Here is an 18422-nt window from a genome sequence, read left to right on the forward strand (position 1 = left end):
TTTATTTTGTCAAAAAAGTTTGAAAACGTCAACAAATCCATTGCCTTTTGTCAAAAAAATTCAAAAATATAATCAATTATACAAATTTCATTTTCTATTGCCCTTGTGTATGATATGGTAAGGGAAACGACATATTATTTTATGATAGTAGAAAGGATTTGCATTATGACTGAAAAAATGACACGAATGACGCAGTTTGTTAAAGAAGAAATTGCAAATGCAATTACACATGGTATCGGTGCCATTTTAAGCATCCCTGCCTTAATTATATTGATTATTCACGCCTCTAAGCATGGTACCGCATCTGCTGTAGTTGCATTTACGGTTTATGGTGTAAGCATGTTCTTACTGTACTTGTTTTCAACATTGCTACACAGCATTCACCATCCAAAAGTAGAAAAATTATTTACTATACTAGATCACTCAGCCATTTACTTATTAATCGCTGGCACATATACTCCTTTTTTACTTATTACACTTCGCGGAATATTAGGCTGGACGTTACTCGCTATTATATGGACACTAGCAATCGGGGGTATCGTCTTCAAAATCTTCTTTGTACGTCGCTTTATTAAGGCATCAACGTTATGTTATATCATTATGGGATGGCTTATAATCGTTGCCATTAAACCACTTTATGAAAATCTAACTGGACATGGGTTTTCACTACTTTTAGCGGGCGGAATTTTATATTCTGTAGGGGCTATATTCTTCCTTTGGGAAAAGTTGCCTTTCAATCATGCCATTTGGCATCTTTTCGTCTTAGGTGGTAGTGCGATGATGTTCTTCTGCGTACTCTTTTACGTCTTACCTACAGCATAATAAAAAAGGTTTCAGCTTATATCAAGCTGAAACCTTTTTTATTACTTATGTAATTGTGATGCGATAACTTCCTGTGTATGCTTCGTTAACTCTTTAATATCCATATTCGCATACTCTTCAGGTGTAATCGGCTTAGAAATTGTTACTGTTGCACGAGCTGGTTTCATTCGGTTTCCATTCGCTTCAAACATTTTATATGTCCTATCTAATGTTACAGGTAAAATTGCTACACCAGATTTTACTGCAAGGTGAAAACTTCCCGCTTTAAACTCTCCAATTTCGCCACCCTTACTTCTTGTCCCTTCTGGGAAAATTACGATAGAATGTCCATTCTTTAATAGCTCAATTCCATCTTTAATTGCTTGAAGTGATTGACGACGATCGCTACGATCCATAAATACACAATTCATAAGTTCCATCCAAGTTGGTACAACTGGAAACTTTTTAATCTCTGCTTTTGAAACGAATCCAATTGGTTTATTTAAGTAACCTAGTAAAATAGGGATATCCATATTACTCTGATGATTACTTACAACTAGTACCGGCTTGTCTTTCGGGACATTTTCAAGTCCTTTAACTTCTACTGCCCCACCAGCTACACGTACCATTTTCTTACCAAACCAATTTGTCGTTTTGTACACAGCATTATCTTTTTCTTGTGGCGACATCGTATTTACTTGTCTTTTAAGACGCCACATTCTCGGTGTAATCGCTATTACGATTAAAATTAAATAAAAGATTTTAAAAAACGTTTGAATCATACAGAACCCCCACCTATTATCATTCCGACCTTCATTATACTAGACAAACGAAGGAAAAAGAAGAAAAAATGTCCAAACAGCAAGTGTTTGGACATTTTTAAGTATTCTATATTAGAAACGTTTTGCTAATTCACGAGCATTAGCAATTGCTGCTTCTTTAATTTCTGGTGCTTTTTCAGGATTTGCATTCATACCTTCAACTGCAATATATTCAGTATCGTTTACACCGATGAATCCTAATACTGTTTTTAAGTGATTGCGACCGAAGTCTACAGCTGCATATGCTCCTTCAGAATAAACGCCACCTGTAGCTTGAATGTGAAGTGCTTTTTTACCTTCTAATAAGCCAACTGGACCATTTTCAGTATATTTGAATGTTTTACCCGCGATTGCTAAGTTATCTAAGTATGCTTTTACTACTGGTGGATAGCTAAAGTTCCACATTGGAGTTACGAATACATAACGATCTGCATGCATAAATGTTTCTAAGTTTGTGTTCATTGCTGCAACTTTTTGTTGTTGAGCTTCAGTTAAAGTTTCAAATCCTTCACCTGCTGCAAATTTACCCCAAGCAGCAAATACATCTGCATCAATTGCTGGTACAGTAGTATTGAATAAATCAACTGTTACAACTTCGTCTTGTGGATGCTCGTTTTTATAAGCTTCGATGAAAGCTTCTCCTACTGCCATTCCGAAAGAACCTTCTGCTGAATTTGGATTTGCTGTGATAAATAGTACTTTTGTCATTGTATTCTCTCCCTTTTCTCTCTTTACCTTTAATTCAAGATTATTTTTTTAAAAGTTAATAACTTACCTTATGTAAGTATAATACGAAAAGTTTTAATTAATGTCAATAAAAAATAGCTACTTTTTTTTCGTAAGTTAATGATTTATTTTGTTTCTTTAAAATTAATTATATAGATATTAAGAATTTTTTCATACAAAAAGGCTACCTCTACAAATTATAGAGATAGCCTTTTATTACATATTATTTTTGAAAAACATGTTTCACTTTTTCAGCTGGAATATTACTTCCACCTCTACCTTTTACATCTTCAATCATCATTGTAATGACCATGTCTGGTGAATTTAAATCAAATGCAGCGAACCAACCTAGTTCTTTTCCTTCAGTCTCTTTTGATACTTTTAATTCCGCTGTACCTGTTTTCCCAGCAAGAGTCATGCCATCAATTTTAGCAATTTTCCCTGTACCATCTGGATCATTAATTACTTTCGTCATAGCAGTTTTTAATATATCCTGATTGCCTTTTGAAATGACATTCTCTTTCCAAACTTTTGGTTGCTTATCTGTTTTAATAATGTATGGAGAAGGTATGTTTCCATCATTAACAATTGGTGCGTACGTTAATGCTAGATGGAGTGGCGTCATTAATACTTGCCCTTGTCCATAACCTGTGTCTGCCATTTGAATATCATTTTTAATACCATCATTGGCGATTTTAGAAGCTGGGAATCCATATTCAATTGGTAATTTCTCATCGAATCCGAATTTTTTCGCTTCACTCATAAATTTATCTTTTCCGATTTTCAAAGCTTCTTGTGCGAAATAAATATTATCCGAGTATTTCATCGCCTTATCAAAATCAACCGGATTTGCATCTTTTACACGCGTTACATAATAATTACCCCAAGAAGAATCTTTTGTCCATTTTAATCCTTCAATTTTCAACTCTTCTTTTGGATCAATTGTTTTCGTTTCAAGACCGATTGCAGCTGTAATAGGCTTAAATACAGATCCTGGAACTGATAATTGTGTAAATCGATTCGTCATCGGTTTCTTCGGATCACTATTTACCGCATCACGTTGCGCTTTTGACGCCCCTCTTGCGATCGTATTTGGATTATACGCTGGCGTGCTCACAAGTGCAAGTGTTTCTCCAGTCTTTGGATTAATTGCTGCACTTGATCCTACCTCATTTTTCATTTCATTATAAATTTCGTCTTGAACAGCACTATCAATCGTTAAAGTTACATTTTCCCCATCAACAGCATCTGTTTTGGCTAAATTTTTAATTTCTTTTCCTTGTGCATCTTCTACAAAGACACGGCCGCCTTTTTTACCACGTAGCTTTTCTTCCAGTACTTGCTCTAAACCAGCTTTACCTACTGGATCATCAGCTTGATAGCCTTTCTTTTGTAGCGTTTTTAAATCTTCAGCATTCACTTTTCCAATATAACCAGTAAGATGTGCTGCTGCTTCTCCTAATGGATATGAACGAACATTTACTGGTTTTGTTGCAACACCCGGTAAATCTATGTACGTATTTTGTGTTGCTCCTTCAGGCAATATTCCCATTGGTACTAGGTAATTTGGTTTTACCCATTTAGCTGCTAGTTTTTGATCAATTTCTTCTACAGACATATTTAACAACTTCGCTACCGTTTCTTTCGTTTGCGGAGCAGCATCCCCTAGCTGTTCAGGAATCATTCCGATTTCAGAGGCTTTACCATTTACCGCAAGATATTTACCGTTACGGTCATATATTTCTCCTCGTTTTGGTTGCGTCGTTTGCATGCGCACTTTACTATCTTTCGTCATGCCTGGGAATATGAAATCAGGAGTCCAATCTACTTTCCAAGATTCTTTATCTCCATCTTTTTCTTTCACCATTTTTGCTTCATGGCCAAAAGTGATTTTACCACCCACTGTATCCATGCTTACTTTAAAAGGGACAGGACCTTCATCTTTTTTATCTTCTTTTACTTCCCCTGTTTCTACTTTTAAATCTTTCACTTCAATGCCAGAATAAATTTTTTCATATTTCTCAGTGAACTCTTTCTTTGAAATATCTTTTTTTGCCTTTTCTGATAATTGATCATACATTTCTGCAAATTTTTGTTTATTCCATGCTTTTGCATATGTATCAAATGCTTCTTGTGGTTTTTCTTCTTTACCACATCCAACTAACATGAATGTTAAGCAAAGAAAAAGAATCCCCCATATCTTTCTCAATCGATTCTCCTCCTTTTTCTACACAAATACTTTAGAAAATTTTAGCATTTTTACATGCATCTTTCATTATAGCACTATCGAATGTCATCTATAAACTCATATTGATGAATACAAATAAAAAGATTGATGTGAATTTTCACATCAACCTTTATTATTATTATTGCTGCTTCTCATATACATGGTAATAGTACGTATAAGGATTTTTTTCATCTGTTAAACCTTTTTCTACAAAAACTTCTTTCCAATTTGTCATATCGATTTCTGGGAAGAATGTATCTCCTTCAAATGCATGATGGATTTTTGTTATATATAACTTGTCTACGTAAGGTAAAAAGAGATCATAAATTTGCGCCCCGCCAAAAATAAAAATTTCCTCTTCATTTTTGCATAGCTCAAACACTTCTTCTACAGAATGTGCTACTTCACAGCCTTCCACATGATATCCTTCATTACGAGTTACAATAATATTACGTCTTCCAGGCAGTGGTCTACCAATCGCTTCATAGTTCTTTCTGCCCATAATAAGCGGATGACCCATCGTTGTTTTTTTTACATACTGTAATTCACTCGGTAAACGCCAAGGTAAATTATTATCTTTACCAATTACTCTATTCTCGTCCATTGCGACCATAAATGAAACTATCATCTTTTCATCTCCTCTACAATTACACTGCAACCGGTGCTTTAATTGCTGGGTGTGGATCATATCCTTCAATCGTTAAGTCTTCCATTTCAAAATCGAACACAGATTTCACATCTGGATTTAATGTAAGTTTCGGGAATGGACGTGGTTCACGTGCCAATTGCTTTTCTATTTGCTCAAAATGATTTGTATAAATGTGTGCATCTCCAATTGTATGAACAAATTCACCCACTTCAAGACCACATTCATGTGCAATTAAATGTGTTAGTAATGAATAACTTGCAATGTTAAATGGAATTCCAAGGAATATGTCACCACTTCTTTGATATAGCTGACAAGAAAGTTTGCCATCTGCTACATAAAATTGGAATAGCGTATGACAAGGCGGTAATGCCATACTTGGTACATCTTCAGGATTCCAAGCGGAAACAATTAGGCGACGTGAGTCTGGCGTTTTTTTAATCATTTCAATTACATCTTTTAATTGATCAAGCGTCTCACCAGCTGTCGTTTTCCAAGCACGCCACTGCTTTCCGTATACGTCACCTAAATAACCATATTTATTTGAGAAATCATCATTTTCTAGAACGTTCTTTTTAAACAATTCCATTTGCTCATCGTACTGCACTTTAAATTCCTCATCTTGTTGTGAGCGAAGACCGAAATCAGTCATGTCAGGACCAGTATACTCGTCGCTTTCTACCCAGCTCTTAAATGCCCATTCATTCCAAATGTTATTATTATGCTGCAATAAATAGCGAATATTTGTATCACCTTTCATAAACCAAAGCAATTCACTTGCTACAAGGCGAAACGGCACTCTCTTTGTCGTTAATAAAGGAAAACCTTTACTTAGATCAAAACGCATTTGATAACCAAATACAGATACAGTTCCTGTCCCTGTACGATCTTCTTTCTTCGTACCGTGCTCCATTACATGACGGCATAAATTTAAGTATTCATTTTCAGCATGTTTCATATGTAGAAAAACCTTCTTTCAATCTTATATGGAATTTATCATAACATGAAAAACAGCAAATTTAATAATCTTGATTAATAAAATTTATTTCAGTAATTCTTACAAAATTATTAACTTTCCATAATTAAAAAGGTTTTCATTTTCTATTACCGAAAGTATAGGGCGGTAGGGAAAAATTTATATTTGGAGGTTAGAAGTATGTCTAAAATTGAAACTCCTGTAATGACTACTTTACAAACGACAGTTGAAAAAATGATGAAGGATTTAAATGTTCCTGGAGTTGCTGTAGCTATTATAAAAGACGGTGAAGTTATTATTTCAGAAGGTTTCGGCTATCGTAATTTAGAGACAAAAGAGCCTGTTACACCGAGTACTCGGTTCGCAATCGGTTCCTCAACAAAAGCTTTTGGCACACTTTCATTAAGTTTATTAGCACAGCAAAAAAAGTTTAATTGGGATACTCCTGTCCAGTCTTATATACCAAACTTCTCTTTATCTGAACTACTTGCTAGCTCACAAGTTACAGGACGAGATTTAGCTTCTCATCGTACTGGGGTAAGTCGTCATGAGGCTCTTTGGTATAGCTCTTCCTTATCTCGAGAAGATCTTGTTGAAAAAATAAAACATTTACCGCTTGATGCACCGTTCCGCACATCATTTCTGTATAACAACTTAATGTATGCGACAATTAGTTATATTGTAGAAAACATTACGAATCAAACGTGGGAGCAATACGCTACAGAACATATTTTAGAACCTTTAAATATGAGACATACAAACTTCTCTGTTACAGATTCACAAACTACAGATGATTATGCTTTACCTTACATCGAAAATAACGGTGAAGTAAAAGAAGTTCCATTCCGCAACATCGATACAGTTGGGGCTGCTGGTTGTATTAATTCTACAATTGAAGATATGGCCAATTGGGTCCTTCTTCACTTAAAACAAGGGGAATTTGGAGAGCATGAATTAATTTCTCCTGAATTATTACAACAAATGTATACACCGCACAATTCCATTCCAGATCAACCAGTTTTATCACTTCCTGAATCTCCATTAAATAGTTACGGCCTTGGTTGGTTTATTAGCGCTTATCGTGGTAATAAGGTGATTCATCATGGTGGTAATATTGATGGATTTTCAGCGCTTGTTTCATTCATACCAACAGAAAACATTGGCCTTGTCATTTTAACGAATGCTGGAGGCACATTACTTCCTACTTATCTTGCTAATCAAATTTATGACGAGCTACTTGAGTTAGAATCCATTGATTGGCATAAACGTGCTGTAGAAGATACTGAAAAAATGAAGGAAATGATGAAAGAAGCAACTGAATCCATTCCAGAACAAATAAAAGGAACTACACCTTCTCATAAATTAGAGGATTATACTGGTACTTTCGAACATCCGGCATACGGAACATTACAAGTATACAAGCGAGATGATTCATTATTTGTACAATTCATGGAAATGGACATTCAATTAGGGCACCATCATTACGACATCTTTTCTGCAAAAGTTGACTTATTCCAAATGAAAATGAATCTATTATTTGCATATGAAATGAATGTGAACGGTGAATTCCCATCCCTTCAGTTACATGTACCAGCTATGTTAAGTACTCAGCCGCTTGCATTTAAGAAAATTAAATAAATTTTAAATAGAGGGATGATAACACTTCCCTCTATTTCCTTTTAAATCCCCCATCAAAAAAAGGATAATACGTAACAGGCACAGAATTCTATTATTCAACTAATTAAATTACCAGGAGGAAAAGCTGTGTACATAGGAATTTTTAAAGAAATTGTTTCAATTACTCATCACGATTATTCAGGTTGTATAGATAAGAAAGGATGGGACAATCCTACTACTTATTTACAGACAATCGAGAAACTAGAGAAGCAAGGAGAACTAACACCAGTACAATTTACTGAGATTGTACGTGATTACTTATTAGACTTTAAAGATAATCATATGTTTTTCAAAATGATCTCTAACAATCAACCGCTTAACGGTGTTGGCTTTCAAGTAAAAAGATACGAAGACCGCCTATATATTACATCCACTTCACAGGAAATAAGAGTGAAAAAGGGACAGTCTATTCTAGCATTAGATAATATGAAAGTTCCTGAGCTATTAATAAAATATAAGAAGTATTTAAATGAGAATACATATGAACGTGAAAAATGGGATTATGTTTTATTAAAATCATCAAATTGTACACTTATAGATGAAAATGGAGTAACTAAAACCATAACTTTACAAAAGTATAAACAAAGCGAATACACGCCTATTTATTCATTGAAACAGTATAATAAAGATACACTCTTAATTACTTTGACGGATTTTGCAAATATTGAAGCTATTAATAAACTATTAGACTCACACAAAAATGAGCTTAATTCTTTTCCAAACTTAATTATTGATGTTCAATTAAATCGTGGCGGAAGTGATGATGCATTTTTCAACCTACTTCCTTACTTATTTGAAGACAAAGAAATTTCTCTTTTGGATCCTTCAGATACAATGCAATTTAATCATACAGAACGAAACTTTCATTTACGTATGAAAGACATCGAAATGGAAGATTATGATTCTTTAGACGAACTTTCCAAATTATTCACTAATATGTTTATTCAAGATTTAAAAAAGAATTATAAAAAAGGATTCGTTACATTTGATACCTCTGGGTTACCAAAAGAACTTCAATCATTAAAAATACACGGAAGAAAATCACCTAATAGAGTAGTTATATTAACAGATGTTACATGCGGAAGTTCCGGTGATTCTTTTGTAGAAGTTGCAAAAAAATCATTGAAAGTAAAAGTAATAGGTCGTCCTACTGCTGGTGTAAATGATTATTCTAATTTAGCAGTAATGGAATGGGCTGATACATTCGCTCTTTACTACCCTACTTCACGACTTTCAATTATAGATAAAGGCGAAGGAATGTCCGGAATTGGTATTCAACCACATATACATATCTCGTGGACTCCGGAACATATACAAGAAGACGTAGATTTAAAGTTAGCATTACAACTACTTCAAAACGAAGAATGGTAAAAAATAAAGGTAGATGTGACTCACACCTACCTTTCTATTTCATATTAATCTTTTCTGGTTGAAACCAAATGGGCTTTAATAGCTCAAAATCTTTATGATCCTCTAAAACTACAGTAAGACGTTCTAACGTATCATCTAACATATGCGGTGCTGCTCGTAATGTCCAGACAACTGAAGAGAAAACCGTCATGCCAACGTACACCGCATATAATCTCCAGAACTCCTCAGGTATTATTCCGTTATAATATCCAGTAATTTGTCCAATCGCATATGGGATACTAATGTCCCTTGCAAATAGTGCAATTTTTACGAAATCATGGAGTGGGTCGCCCCAATCATAACCATTAAAATCAACAACACCTACATATTTCCCATCCCCTACAATTATATTTTCTAAATGAAAATCATCGTGTTGAAATCGATTCGGGCGGTTTTGTAAATACATTTCATTTTCATCTATAAACTTAATGATTTTATCATCATTTTTTATTTTTATTCCGCATGTTTTGTATGCCTCTACATATTTTTGATGTTTTTTCATTGCTCTTTCATACCATGGAAGTATATCATTAGGAGCTTCATATGTATGCATTTTTGCTAAATCTTTTCCTGCCTCTATACCAATTTCATATTGTTCTTTTGGTGAATACGTAGGCAATAGCTTCTTCGCATCTTCCCCTTCTAAATATGAAAAAATGCCATAGCATAAGCCATCTTCTGCTAATACCCCCATTTCAATTGGTTTTTGAGCTTGCACACTACGCTTTTGCATTTCATTTAAAATTTGAAACTCTATTTTCTTTCTTTCATATTCTTTTATATCGCCTGTCCGCAATAAATATTTTTCATTATTCGCATTCGTAATTACATATTTCTTATCGGGTGAGAAACCTTTAGAAATTTCTTCAATATTTGTTGCATCCTTTATTATTTTTATATTGTTTTGCCCTGCTGTAATTGTCTTCATATTTATTCCCCTTATATTTCTACATTTGGTGTATACGCTATTTCTATAATAAACCCATTCGGATCATAAAAATCCATCGTATAGTACCCTTCCGAATAATGATTCATTTGAATTGGACCACGTATTACGTTCACTTTCGTACTAGAAAGAAACTCTGCTACCTCATCAACACCTTCTCTTTTAATAGCTTGGTAACAAATATGTGTTGGTCCTAAAGTCTTTACAATCTCCCCATCTACTTCTTTAAAATATATTTTACTTTCACCTGTACTATATACATCATTTAACTTTCTCCATCAAATTATTGAAAAAAGCATATCATAAAAAGAAATGGCTTCCTCTTAATTTGCTACCGAAAATTCAATAATATGAATACCTTCTCGAAGTGTATTCATATTAAGAATACGCCCCCTGTACTATTTGGACAATTTCCATCGGCGTATTGACCATAAAATCTGGCGCATCTTTTTTTACCGTTTCAATGACATCATATCCCCAAGATACCCAAATTACATTCACCCCAGCCTTTTTACATGCTGCTACGTCTCGCTGTTCATCACCGACATATAACATATCTTTCTCTGTTATCTTTTTCGATTTTAAAAACCTTTTAATCATTTTATCTTTACCGAACAAGTTTTTAGAGCAATATACTTCTTGAATATTTTCTATATCATTATTGTGTAAAAATGCCCGAATATGCTCTTCTGAATTAGAGGATATGACCGCAATTCCATAGCCTTTTTTATGTAGTTCATCTAATACATCCTTCATCCCATGAAATAAAACGAGGTCTTTTATAGCCGGTTGGTACATTTTATAAAACTCCAGCGCTAAAATTGGTAGTTTATACAGTGGTACATCGAGCTTTTTACATCTCTCTGGCATCGTTAATTTACGTAAATACTCAATTTCTTCTTCCCTTACCGTTTTATATCCGTGCTTTTCAGCAAGTTGATTATAAATTGGTACAAATATATTTTGTGAATCTACTAATGTGCCATCAAAGTCAAAAACAATATATTTTTGCATTCCCATACACCCTTTACTTCTTTTTCTAAACCTATCTTATTCAACAACATAGTTGTCTTACCCTTCTATAAAAATAAAAAAGAACAAGATTTTCTCTTGTTCTTTTTAAGAAAGCCATTTTGGTGGTACATTCGTATTCCAATAAATATTTCCTAATTCATGATGTCCTGAGTATCCATCATCAAAACGATGATAGTGGAAATTAAAATAGTAACCATCTTGCGGTGGATGATCTCGTCTTACATGAAATCGAAGTAAATCATTTCCTGATTTCGTATCATAAACGTGAAAAATCTTTTCATTATTTCCACCAGCCGGTCTTTGAGAAATTGCTAATGATTGTAACGACTCCTCTGGTACATCATTTGCAAGTTCAGCAATTGCCTCTTCAATTTTTGGTAATACTACATCTTTAAACTCATCTTCAATTACTGGACCAATTTTAGTACCAAACTTTTGCATAGACTGTTTTTCTGCTTCTTGCATCGCATAAGTAATAAAAGTATCGGTGGTTAACCTGTCATTCGTTTCTTCATATGTATAGGACGTGCTCTCCAAATTTGGTTGCCCAGCTGTGCTCGTAGGCTTGTCCGCAGCTTTGGCATTATCAAGTAATATGGAAGGAGGCGTCACTAAACCAAATGTAAATACGGTAATTAATGCGACTAAGGTTTTTCTAAACCAATTTGGCATTTATGTTCCCTCCCCTTTCACTCATTATATTTTATATAACGGTTGTTTCTTCTATTATACAAAATGATTGTAATTTTTGCACTTTACAATTTTGTTAACGTTCACATATTTTTCACTTGAATATGAAATTGTAAGATTTCATACAATAAAATACAACAACAATGAGGAGGCCACCAGATGACTTTAGATGTCATGTATTCCGCCGCAAGTATACTCGTTTTAATATATTTTATTTATCAATGTGTTACAGACTAGAAAAAGAGCCCTTTTCCGGCTCTTTTTCTATGGTAAGAATACAATCCAAACAATCAATACTATAAAAATAATCCCAGCAATTACAGCTGGTAATAAATAAAAATGAGAAAGTATAACTATTCCATACAAAAGTATTACTGGAAGTAATAAATAGCGATCTGACTTCCATCTTAACAATAGTAATTTACCTTCATCACAATATAAATGAAGAAACATTTTTTTCGTAAATTCATTCCAATAATCACGTGCATAGCGAGAAATTGCAACTAAGGCAAATAAGAGAATAATAGCCGCAATCCACCTCGGACTCATAATAATACTTACTGTGCTTATACATACAATTTGAATATAAAATATTCGTGCACTACTTGTACGGAAAAATTCTTTCAAAAAGGATTCAACAATACGATAATCGTTTTTCTTCCCTAAAAACTTTTTAGAACGAGGAAACATCCACGGTTTTTTATTCGAACTACTCGGTTTAGCTGCATGACCACCAACTTGCATAATCCCACTCGTCCAGCGCATAATTTCTTCTTTCTCTTTCTCAACCTCTTTAAAAAATGAATTTTTATAATTTAGTTTTTCTTTTATCAATACGATAATTAGAAAAACTGCTAGACCGATACATAGTATAGAATAAAATGGATTTTTATAAATAAGAAACAGACTCACCCCAAAAAAGGATAGACTTATAGAAAATATAACATTTTTTATAATCCATAGTAGCCATCGTTTCCCCACACGTACATGAATAAATCTCGTTAACAACGACAACATAAATCGAAATACAGTAAAGAATAGCCAAAATAATACGACTTGTACCTTCGTCACTCCAATACTTTTTATCAACACTGGTAACATGGAAACTACTACCACTACATTCGTTATCGCTATCCGAATAAACGTATATGTCATGCCATACTGGATTAACTTTTGCATGTGTGCGGGATACGAAATTAAAAATAAACTATCCGCTTGCTTAAAAAATGAACGAACTCCTCTTGCATATGTAATCACATAAAATGCCAGTAGACCTAATCCAAAATAAACCGCCTCTCTCATCGATTGTTCTTCTATCCACAGTGAACGATAATAAATCCCTATAAATATAAGTGCTGGAATAATAATATATAGCCCAACTGTCCAATCAGTTATAGAACGTATGGATTTCCATTTCCGCCCTAGTTCATGGCGCAATCTTTTATAAAATTGTTGTTTAATCATGCTGTTCACGCCTTACGATTACATCAAAACAGTCTAATAATGAACTACCCGGCATTTCTGCTAACGTTTGGATAGATTTTAAATGTCCATCTGCGACTAATATTCCTTGCGAAATGAGTAAAAATCTTTCGCAAATTCTTTCAGCTGTATCTAATACGTGCGTACAAAGTAAAATTCCTGCCCCGCGTTCTTTTTCTTTATATAAATAACTTAAAAATTCTTTCGTAGCTACTGGATCTAGTCCGATAAAAGGTTCGTCAATGATATAAAAATCTGGTTCTGTTAAAAACGCTAATATAAGCATCGATTTTTGTTTCATACCTTTAGAAAACTTTGATAAATACTCATGTTTATGCTTATCCATTCGAAACAGATGTAATAACTCTTCCGCTTTCCTTTCCCAGCTTCCTACTTCGTTTCCTCGAGCAGCCATTAATAATTCAATATGTTCCCAGAGCGTCAAATAATCATAATAAGTTGGATGTTCTGGCACGTATGCATACGGATTTTTCTTTTCACCGAATGATATTTCACCATTCACATTTACAAGCAACCCTAGCATTGTTTTAATCGTCGTACTTTTTCCGGCACCATTTGCGCCAATAAGAGCAACTAATTCACCTTTTTCAATAGAAAAAGCGATATCATGAATTGTTTTTTCACCTATTTCATATCCAGCAGAGCGGATATTTACTTCTAACATACATTCCCCTTCTTTCCATTTCCAATACAAACAAGGAAAAGAATAACATATAACTATCTATATATCATTATAAATTATTTATTTTCGTAGCAGGAATAAATATTTTTTAACAGAATACTTAATGTTTGATTACATTTAATGGGAGTGGATAATATGTCTTTTCAAATTCGTGAAGCGACGATAGACGATATAGATGCACTTTGCTCTTTAACAACAGAACTAAAAGGTTCCTCTATTTCGTATGAAGATATGAACAACCGATTACAATTCGTACAAATGAGCCCTTTTGATTTTTTATATGTTTATGAGGAAGAAAAAACTATATTTGGATTACTTGGGTTTCGTATACGTGAAAATTTAGAAGATGTAACTCGGTATGGAGAAATTTCAATTATTAGCGTTGATTCTACAATACGACGAAAAGGCATTGGACAAGTATTAATGGATTATGCAGAGCAATTAGCAAAGAAGCATAATTGCATTGGCACATGGCTAGTTAGTGGAACAAAACGAGTAGAAGCTCATCCTTTTTATAAAAAATTGGGATATGAAGTAAATGGCTATCGATTTGTAAAATATTTTTAAACTACTTTTTAATGGAAAGGACTATAACTATGGCAAACATTCAAGCAATTTTCATTGATCGTGACGGTACAATTGGCGGTGACACTACTATACATTACCCTGGATCTTTTACTTTATTCCCCTTTACAAAAGCAGCTTTGCAAAAACTAAAAGCTCAAAATATAAAAATTTTCTCTTTCACAAATCAACCAGGTATTGCGGATGGAATAGCGACTATAGCCGATTTTTCACAAGAATTAGAAGGCTTCGGTTTTGATAATATTTACGTATGTCCTCATAAACATGGTGATGGTTGTGAATGCCGGAAACCAAGTACAGGTATGCTTCTTAAAGCAGCGGAAAAACATGGGCTTGATTTAACACAATGTGCTGTAGTTGGTGATCGCTGGACTGATATCGTTGCAGGAGCAAAAGTGAATGCGACGACAATTTTAGTACGAACAGGCGCTGGCTACGACGCTTTACATACGTACCGAGACAAGTGGGCACATATTGAACCAAACTACATTGCAGAAAACTTTGAAGATGCGACAAATTGGGTTTTAAATCAACTATAATGCAAATTAAAAGAGACGCCTTCAAAATGAAAGCGCCTCTTTTAATCTATTATTATTTAAAACGTTAATTCATAATGGAAATAACGATTATCTCTCAAATATCCATTTTCAGCGTATAATCGCTGCGCTGATAGATTGTCTATCTCTGTTTGTAATTTTACACCTTTTGCACCATTTTCTAAGGCAAATTCTTTCGCAGCTTCTAATAATTTTTTTCCTGTTCCTGCTCCGCGCTTAGCAGCTTGTACAAATAAATCATTTAAAATCCATAATTCTTTCATCGAAATAGACGAAAATGATGGATATAATTGCGTGAATCCAATATATTCACCGTCTTCAACTGCCACGAAAATAACAGATTCTTTTCTCTCCATTCGATTTTGTAAAAATACTTTTGCTCCTTCTATATCAGAATCTTGTCTATAAAACATACGATAGTTATTAAAAACTGATGCTAGTCCATCTAAATCTGCAATTGTTGCCTCATATATTCTCATTTTACTCCGTTCCCCTTCCAATACTGTCTCATTATATCCGTTGCCCATTTAGGCTGTAGAATTTCTTCTTTCGGCATAAACTCTTTCATTATTGGCTTTATATCCAATATAGGGGTGCCATCAATAGCATCTAACCCCTCAACAATGATTGATTTACCTTCTCTTTTAATTACCTTTACAATTGTTGCTCCTATGCGATTCGGACGATTTTTCCCGCGCTGTGCAAAAATCCCTACTTTAGGATAATCATGATTATTTCTAGGATGTCTAGCAACATATTGAATTTGTTCATCAGTTACTTTGTGAAAATAAAAAACTACTTCAATATGAGAAAAATCTTCAATCCCTTGTATACTTTCCTCTGTATACATTTCAGTTAAAGTAATATAGGATCTTACTTCTCCCCACTCATCATCTTTTATTTCCCTTCTTTCATTATGTACAAATGCGATTGGTTGAACTGAAAACATACGCATTCCCCCTTAAATGTAACCACTTACATTATAAAATATTTTCTGAATGTTTTCCACACATGCGCAATAGGTTACATAATATAATTATACTCTATTTTGTAAGGCGAAATTAACTGCTTCAACTGCATGTATATGAGTTGTGTCGAATATCGGAATGGATACGTCTTCCTGCTTTATTAATAATCCTATTTCTGTACAACCTAATATGATTCCTTGTGCTCCTTCTTGTACTAGCTCTTCTATAACTCTTTTATAATATACTCTAGATTGAGATGTTATCTTTCCTAAACACAATTCCGTATATATTACTTCGTTTATCTTATCTCTATCCTTTTCTGATGGTACCATTACTTTTATATGATTCTCTTCAATACGTGACTTATAGAAATCTTGCTCCATTGTATATTTAGTTCCAAGCAAACCAACTGTTTGAATATCTTTTCTTTTAATTTCTTTTGCAGTTGCATCAGCAATATGTACGATTGGAATATGAATATACTCCTTTATTTTTCCAACTACTTTATGCATTGTATTTGTGCAAATAATTATAAAGTCTGCTCCTCCCTTTTGTAATGAATGTGCTGCATTCCCTAGAATTTCTCCTGCACCATCCCAATCACCACTAGACTGATATCGTTCAATCTCTTCAAAATCCACACTATTAATTAAACATTTAGCTGAATGTAACCCACCTAATCTACTTTTTATTTCTTCATTTAAGACTCGGTAATATTCAGAAGTTGATTCCCAACTCATCCCACCAATAAGACCTATCGTTTTCATACAAACACCTACCTAAACTATTTTTATACAACTAATAATGATATTTTATTATGTACATTATACACAATAAAACAAGACTTTACGTTTATCATATAAAGTCTTGTTTTTAACTAAATAAGATGTTAATAATGAAGATTAATTCTAAATTCATTTCCTCGGAAATTTTTATTGAATATTCTGAAATTAAAACTTCAATGTTTTTATAGAATCTTCATATCGATAATGAAAACATTCTCGATACAACTGCTTGATTTCATCATAGGATGGTACTCGTGGATTATTTCCTGGGCTACCACTTTCAATTGCATCTGACGCCATTTTAGAAATAGCTTTTTCAAATTCACCTTCACAAATTCCATATTCTTTTAAATTTGGAATACGAAGATCAAAACAAAGTTTTTTTATTTCCCTCAGCGTGTAGTCAGCTACTTCTTCATCACAATCTGAATACAAATCTTTATTTAAACAGCGGCCAATTTCCGCTAATCTTTTTACCGCACTACCTTTTGTATATTCTAAAACTGTAGGTAATAGTATTGCATTCGATATACCATGTGGTACATGAAATAATGCTCCTACTGGTCTTGACATTCCATGAACTAATGTAACAGATGCATTCGAAAATGCAATTCCAGCTTGTAAGGAAGCAATCATCATCGCTTCTCTTGCCTCCATATTCTCTCCATCTTCATATGCAATACGTAAATACTTCATAATACTTTCAATTGCTGAAAGAGCGAGTACATCTGTAAGTGATTGTGAAACTTTAGAAATATATGCTTCGACTGCATGACATAATGCATCTATCCCTGTTGCTGCTGTTATATGAGCTGGTACCGAACGTGTTAAAATCGGGTCAATTATAGCTACTTGCGGGGTAAAACTTGGATGCTTCATCATCATTTTTACATCTGTTCGTTTATTCGTTATTACTGCTACACTTGTTACTTCTGATCCAGTGCCAGAAGTTGTTGGAATTGCAATAAGTGGTAGCGGATCATTGTCTATTTCTAAATTCTTTTGAACATAATCTTCCACTTCTCCACCATTTGTATATAACACCGCAACTGCTTTCGCAGCATCAATACAACTTCCACCACCAAGACCGATAATAAAATCACATTTTCCTTCTTTACATACAGTTAATGCTTCTAACACGTGTATATTTGTAGGCTCTGCATTCACTTTATTATATGTAATAGTAGTAATACCTTTTGCATTTAGTTGTTTTATACACTTTTCAATGTACCCTAATTTCTCCATAATTGTATCAGAAACTATGAAAGCTCTTTTCCCCAATTTCTTTGATTGTTCCCCCAGTTTTTCAAGTGAATTTCTCCCATATAATACAGACTTCGGCATACGAAACTCAGCAACTTCTTGCAAGTACTCCACCCCTTCTTAT

At 33.8% G+C, this 18422-nt stretch carries 19 protein-coding genes and 1 pseudogene; 5 read left to right on the forward strand and 15 right to left on the reverse strand.

Going from position 1 to position 18422, the window contains the following annotated elements:
* The first annotated feature begins 165 nt into the window (after positions 1 to 165).
* Positions 166 to 822, forward strand: a complete 657-nt coding sequence (gene trhA / locus V7S50_RS18965) for a PAQR family membrane homeostasis protein TrhA (protein ID WP_242251830.1) — start codon at positions 166 to 168, stop codon at positions 820 to 822.
* Positions 823 to 863: 41 nt separating this feature from the next.
* On the opposite strand, the gene V7S50_RS18970 is transcribed toward trhA, so the two are convergent.
* The 5 genes from V7S50_RS18970 to V7S50_RS18990 form a co-directional block, all read right to left on the reverse strand.
* Positions 864 to 1583 (reverse strand): lysophospholipid acyltransferase family protein, encoded by a 720-nt coding sequence (locus tag V7S50_RS18970; RefSeq protein WP_242251829.1) that lies wholly within the window; start codon positions 1581 to 1583, stop codon positions 864 to 866.
* Between the two features lie 111 nt (positions 1584 to 1694).
* Positions 1695 to 2330: an FMN-dependent NADH-azoreductase gene (locus tag V7S50_RS18975; RefSeq protein WP_063223308.1), complete on the reverse strand. Its 636-nt coding sequence runs from the start codon at positions 2328 to 2330 to the stop codon at positions 1695 to 1697.
* A gap of 241 nt (positions 2331 to 2571) precedes the next feature.
* Positions 2572 to 4557, reverse strand: a complete 1986-nt coding sequence (gene pbpC, locus V7S50_RS18980) for a penicillin-binding protein 3 (RefSeq protein WP_242251828.1) — start codon at positions 4555 to 4557, stop codon at positions 2572 to 2574.
* A gap of 157 nt (positions 4558 to 4714) precedes the next feature.
* Positions 4715 to 5203: a dihydrofolate reductase gene (locus tag V7S50_RS18985; protein WP_060630671.1), complete on the reverse strand. Its 489-nt coding sequence runs from the start codon at positions 5201 to 5203 to the stop codon at positions 4715 to 4717.
* Between the two features lie 19 nt (positions 5204 to 5222).
* Positions 5223 to 6179, reverse strand: coding sequence for a thymidylate synthase (locus V7S50_RS18990; RefSeq protein ID WP_242251827.1), 957 nt, complete (start codon positions 6177 to 6179; stop codon positions 5223 to 5225).
* 198 nt (positions 6180 to 6377) lie between these two features.
* Between V7S50_RS18990 and V7S50_RS18995 the strand changes: the two genes are divergently transcribed.
* Both V7S50_RS18995 and V7S50_RS19000 read left to right on the forward strand, forming a co-directional pair.
* Positions 6378 to 7835: a serine hydrolase gene (locus tag V7S50_RS18995; protein WP_242251825.1), complete on the forward strand. Its 1458-nt coding sequence runs from the start codon at positions 6378 to 6380 to the stop codon at positions 7833 to 7835.
* Positions 7836 to 7961: 126 nt separating this feature from the next.
* Positions 7962 to 9245 carry a S41 family peptidase gene (locus V7S50_RS19000; protein WP_242251824.1) on the forward strand — a complete coding sequence of 428 codons (1284 nt, stop codon included), beginning with the start codon at positions 7962 to 7964 and terminating at the stop codon, positions 9243 to 9245.
* 34 nt (positions 9246 to 9279) lie between these two features.
* Here the strand turns inward: V7S50_RS19000 and V7S50_RS19005 are convergent, their stop codons facing one another.
* The 6 genes and pseudogenes from V7S50_RS19005 to V7S50_RS19030 form a co-directional block, all read right to left on the reverse strand.
* Positions 9280 to 10212 carry an aminoglycoside phosphotransferase family protein gene (locus tag V7S50_RS19005; RefSeq protein ID WP_242251822.1) on the reverse strand — a complete coding sequence of 311 codons (933 nt, stop codon included), beginning with the start codon at positions 10210 to 10212 and terminating at the stop codon, positions 9280 to 9282.
* Positions 10213 to 10223: 11 nt separating this feature from the next.
* A pseudogene (locus tag V7S50_RS19010) lies at positions 10224 to 10607 on the reverse strand (VOC family protein).
* Position 10608: 1 nt separating this feature from the next.
* Positions 10609 to 11244: an HAD family hydrolase gene (locus V7S50_RS19015; RefSeq protein ID WP_242251820.1), complete on the reverse strand. Its 636-nt coding sequence runs from the start codon at positions 11242 to 11244 to the stop codon at positions 10609 to 10611.
* A 105-nt stretch (positions 11245 to 11349) separates the two neighbouring features.
* Complete coding sequence (locus V7S50_RS19020) at positions 11350 to 11937, reverse strand: YpjP family protein (RefSeq protein ID WP_063223301.1); 588 nt, start codon at positions 11935 to 11937, stop codon at positions 11350 to 11352.
* A 282-nt stretch (positions 11938 to 12219) separates the two neighbouring features.
* Positions 12220 to 13419, reverse strand: coding sequence for an ABC transporter permease (locus V7S50_RS19025; RefSeq protein WP_242251818.1), 1200 nt, complete (start codon positions 13417 to 13419; stop codon positions 12220 to 12222).
* Positions 13412 to 14122, reverse strand: a complete 711-nt coding sequence (locus tag V7S50_RS19030; RefSeq protein WP_242251817.1) for an ABC transporter ATP-binding protein — start codon at positions 14120 to 14122, stop codon at positions 13412 to 13414. Before V7S50_RS19030 ends, V7S50_RS19025 begins: the two co-directional genes overlap by 8 nt.
* 153 nt (positions 14123 to 14275) lie before the next feature.
* Here V7S50_RS19030 and V7S50_RS19035 point away from each other — a divergent pair, with 153 nt between their 5' ends.
* Positions 14276 to 14707: a GNAT family N-acetyltransferase gene (locus V7S50_RS19035; RefSeq protein ID WP_242251815.1), complete on the forward strand. Its 432-nt coding sequence runs from the start codon at positions 14276 to 14278 to the stop codon at positions 14705 to 14707.
* A gap of 29 nt (positions 14708 to 14736) precedes the next feature.
* On the forward strand, positions 14737 to 15264 hold the full coding sequence (locus tag V7S50_RS19040) for an HAD-IIIA family hydrolase (protein WP_242251814.1): 528 nt from the start codon (positions 14737 to 14739) through the stop codon (positions 15262 to 15264).
* Positions 15265 to 15320: 56 nt separating this feature from the next.
* On the opposite strand, the gene V7S50_RS19045 is transcribed toward V7S50_RS19040, so the two are convergent.
* From V7S50_RS19045 to eutG, 4 genes are all read right to left on the reverse strand, one after another.
* Positions 15321 to 15761, reverse strand: coding sequence for a GNAT family N-acetyltransferase (locus V7S50_RS19045; protein WP_242251812.1), 441 nt, complete (start codon positions 15759 to 15761; stop codon positions 15321 to 15323).
* The gene (locus tag V7S50_RS19050) at positions 15758 to 16231 is read right to left on the reverse strand and encodes an SAM-dependent methyltransferase (RefSeq protein ID WP_063223296.1); all 474 of its coding nucleotides are present in this window, start codon (positions 16229 to 16231) and stop codon (positions 15758 to 15760) included. The genes V7S50_RS19045 and V7S50_RS19050 overlap by 4 nt, the downstream gene beginning before the upstream one ends.
* An 87-nt stretch (positions 16232 to 16318) precedes the next feature.
* Positions 16319 to 17017 (reverse strand): aspartate/glutamate racemase family protein, encoded by a 699-nt coding sequence (locus V7S50_RS19055; protein ID WP_060630658.1) that lies wholly within the window; start codon positions 17015 to 17017, stop codon positions 16319 to 16321.
* A gap of 183 nt (positions 17018 to 17200) precedes the next feature.
* Positions 17201 to 18403 (reverse strand): alcohol dehydrogenase EutG, encoded by a 1203-nt coding sequence (gene eutG / locus V7S50_RS19060; protein ID WP_242251811.1) that lies wholly within the window; start codon positions 18401 to 18403, stop codon positions 17201 to 17203.
* Between the last annotated feature and the right edge of the window lie 19 nt (positions 18404 to 18422).

The organism is Bacillus sp. CCNWLW194, assembly GCF_037120585.1.
In the GTDB taxonomy this organism is placed as follows: domain Bacteria; phylum Bacillota; class Bacilli; order Bacillales; family Bacillaceae_G; genus Bacillus_A; species Bacillus_A basilensis.

What these genes read in the sequence shown, in the direction of transcription:
- trhA (WP_242251830.1), top strand. Translation starts at nt 166, where the DNA reads ATGACTGAAAAAATGACACGAATGACGCAGTTTGTTAAAGAAGAAATT.
- V7S50_RS18970 (WP_242251829.1), bottom strand. Translation starts at nt 1,583, where the DNA reads ATGATTCAAACGTTTTTTAAAATCTTTTATTTAATTTTAATCGTAATA.
- V7S50_RS18975 (WP_063223308.1), bottom strand. Translation starts at nt 2,330, where the DNA reads ATGACAAAAGTACTATTTATCACAGCAAATCCAAATTCAGCAGAAGGT.
- V7S50_RS18985 (WP_060630671.1), bottom strand. Translation starts at nt 5,203, where the DNA reads ATGATAGTTTCATTTATGGTCGCAATGGACGAGAATAGAGTAATTGGT.
- V7S50_RS18990 (WP_242251827.1), bottom strand. Translation starts at nt 6,179, where the DNA reads ATGAAACATGCTGAAAATGAATACTTAAATTTATGCCGTCATGTAATG.
- V7S50_RS18995 (WP_242251825.1), top strand. Translation starts at nt 6,378, where the DNA reads ATGTCTAAAATTGAAACTCCTGTAATGACTACTTTACAAACGACAGTT.
- V7S50_RS19005 (WP_242251822.1), bottom strand. Translation starts at nt 10,212, where the DNA reads ATGAAGACAATTACAGCAGGGCAAAACAATATAAAAATAATAAAGGAT.
- V7S50_RS19015 (WP_242251820.1), bottom strand. Translation starts at nt 11,244, where the DNA reads ATGCAAAAATATATTGTTTTTGACTTTGATGGCACATTAGTAGATTCA.
- V7S50_RS19020 (WP_063223301.1), bottom strand. Translation starts at nt 11,937, where the DNA reads ATGCCAAATTGGTTTAGAAAAACCTTAGTCGCATTAATTACCGTATTT.
- V7S50_RS19025 (WP_242251818.1), bottom strand. Translation starts at nt 13,419, where the DNA reads ATGATTAAACAACAATTTTATAAAAGATTGCGCCATGAACTAGGGCGG.
- V7S50_RS19030 (WP_242251817.1), bottom strand. Translation starts at nt 14,122, where the DNA reads ATGTTAGAAGTAAATATCCGCTCTGCTGGATATGAAATAGGTGAAAAA.
- V7S50_RS19035 (WP_242251815.1), top strand. Translation starts at nt 14,276, where the DNA reads ATGTCTTTTCAAATTCGTGAAGCGACGATAGACGATATAGATGCACTT.
- V7S50_RS19040 (WP_242251814.1), top strand. Translation starts at nt 14,737, where the DNA reads ATGGCAAACATTCAAGCAATTTTCATTGATCGTGACGGTACAATTGGC.
- V7S50_RS19045 (WP_242251812.1), bottom strand. Translation starts at nt 15,761, where the DNA reads ATGAGAATATATGAGGCAACAATTGCAGATTTAGATGGACTAGCATCA.
- V7S50_RS19050 (WP_063223296.1), bottom strand. Translation starts at nt 16,231, where the DNA reads ATGTTTTCAGTTCAACCAATCGCATTTGTACATAATGAAAGAAGGGAA.
- V7S50_RS19055 (WP_060630658.1), bottom strand. Translation starts at nt 17,017, where the DNA reads ATGAAAACGATAGGTCTTATTGGTGGGATGAGTTGGGAATCAACTTCT.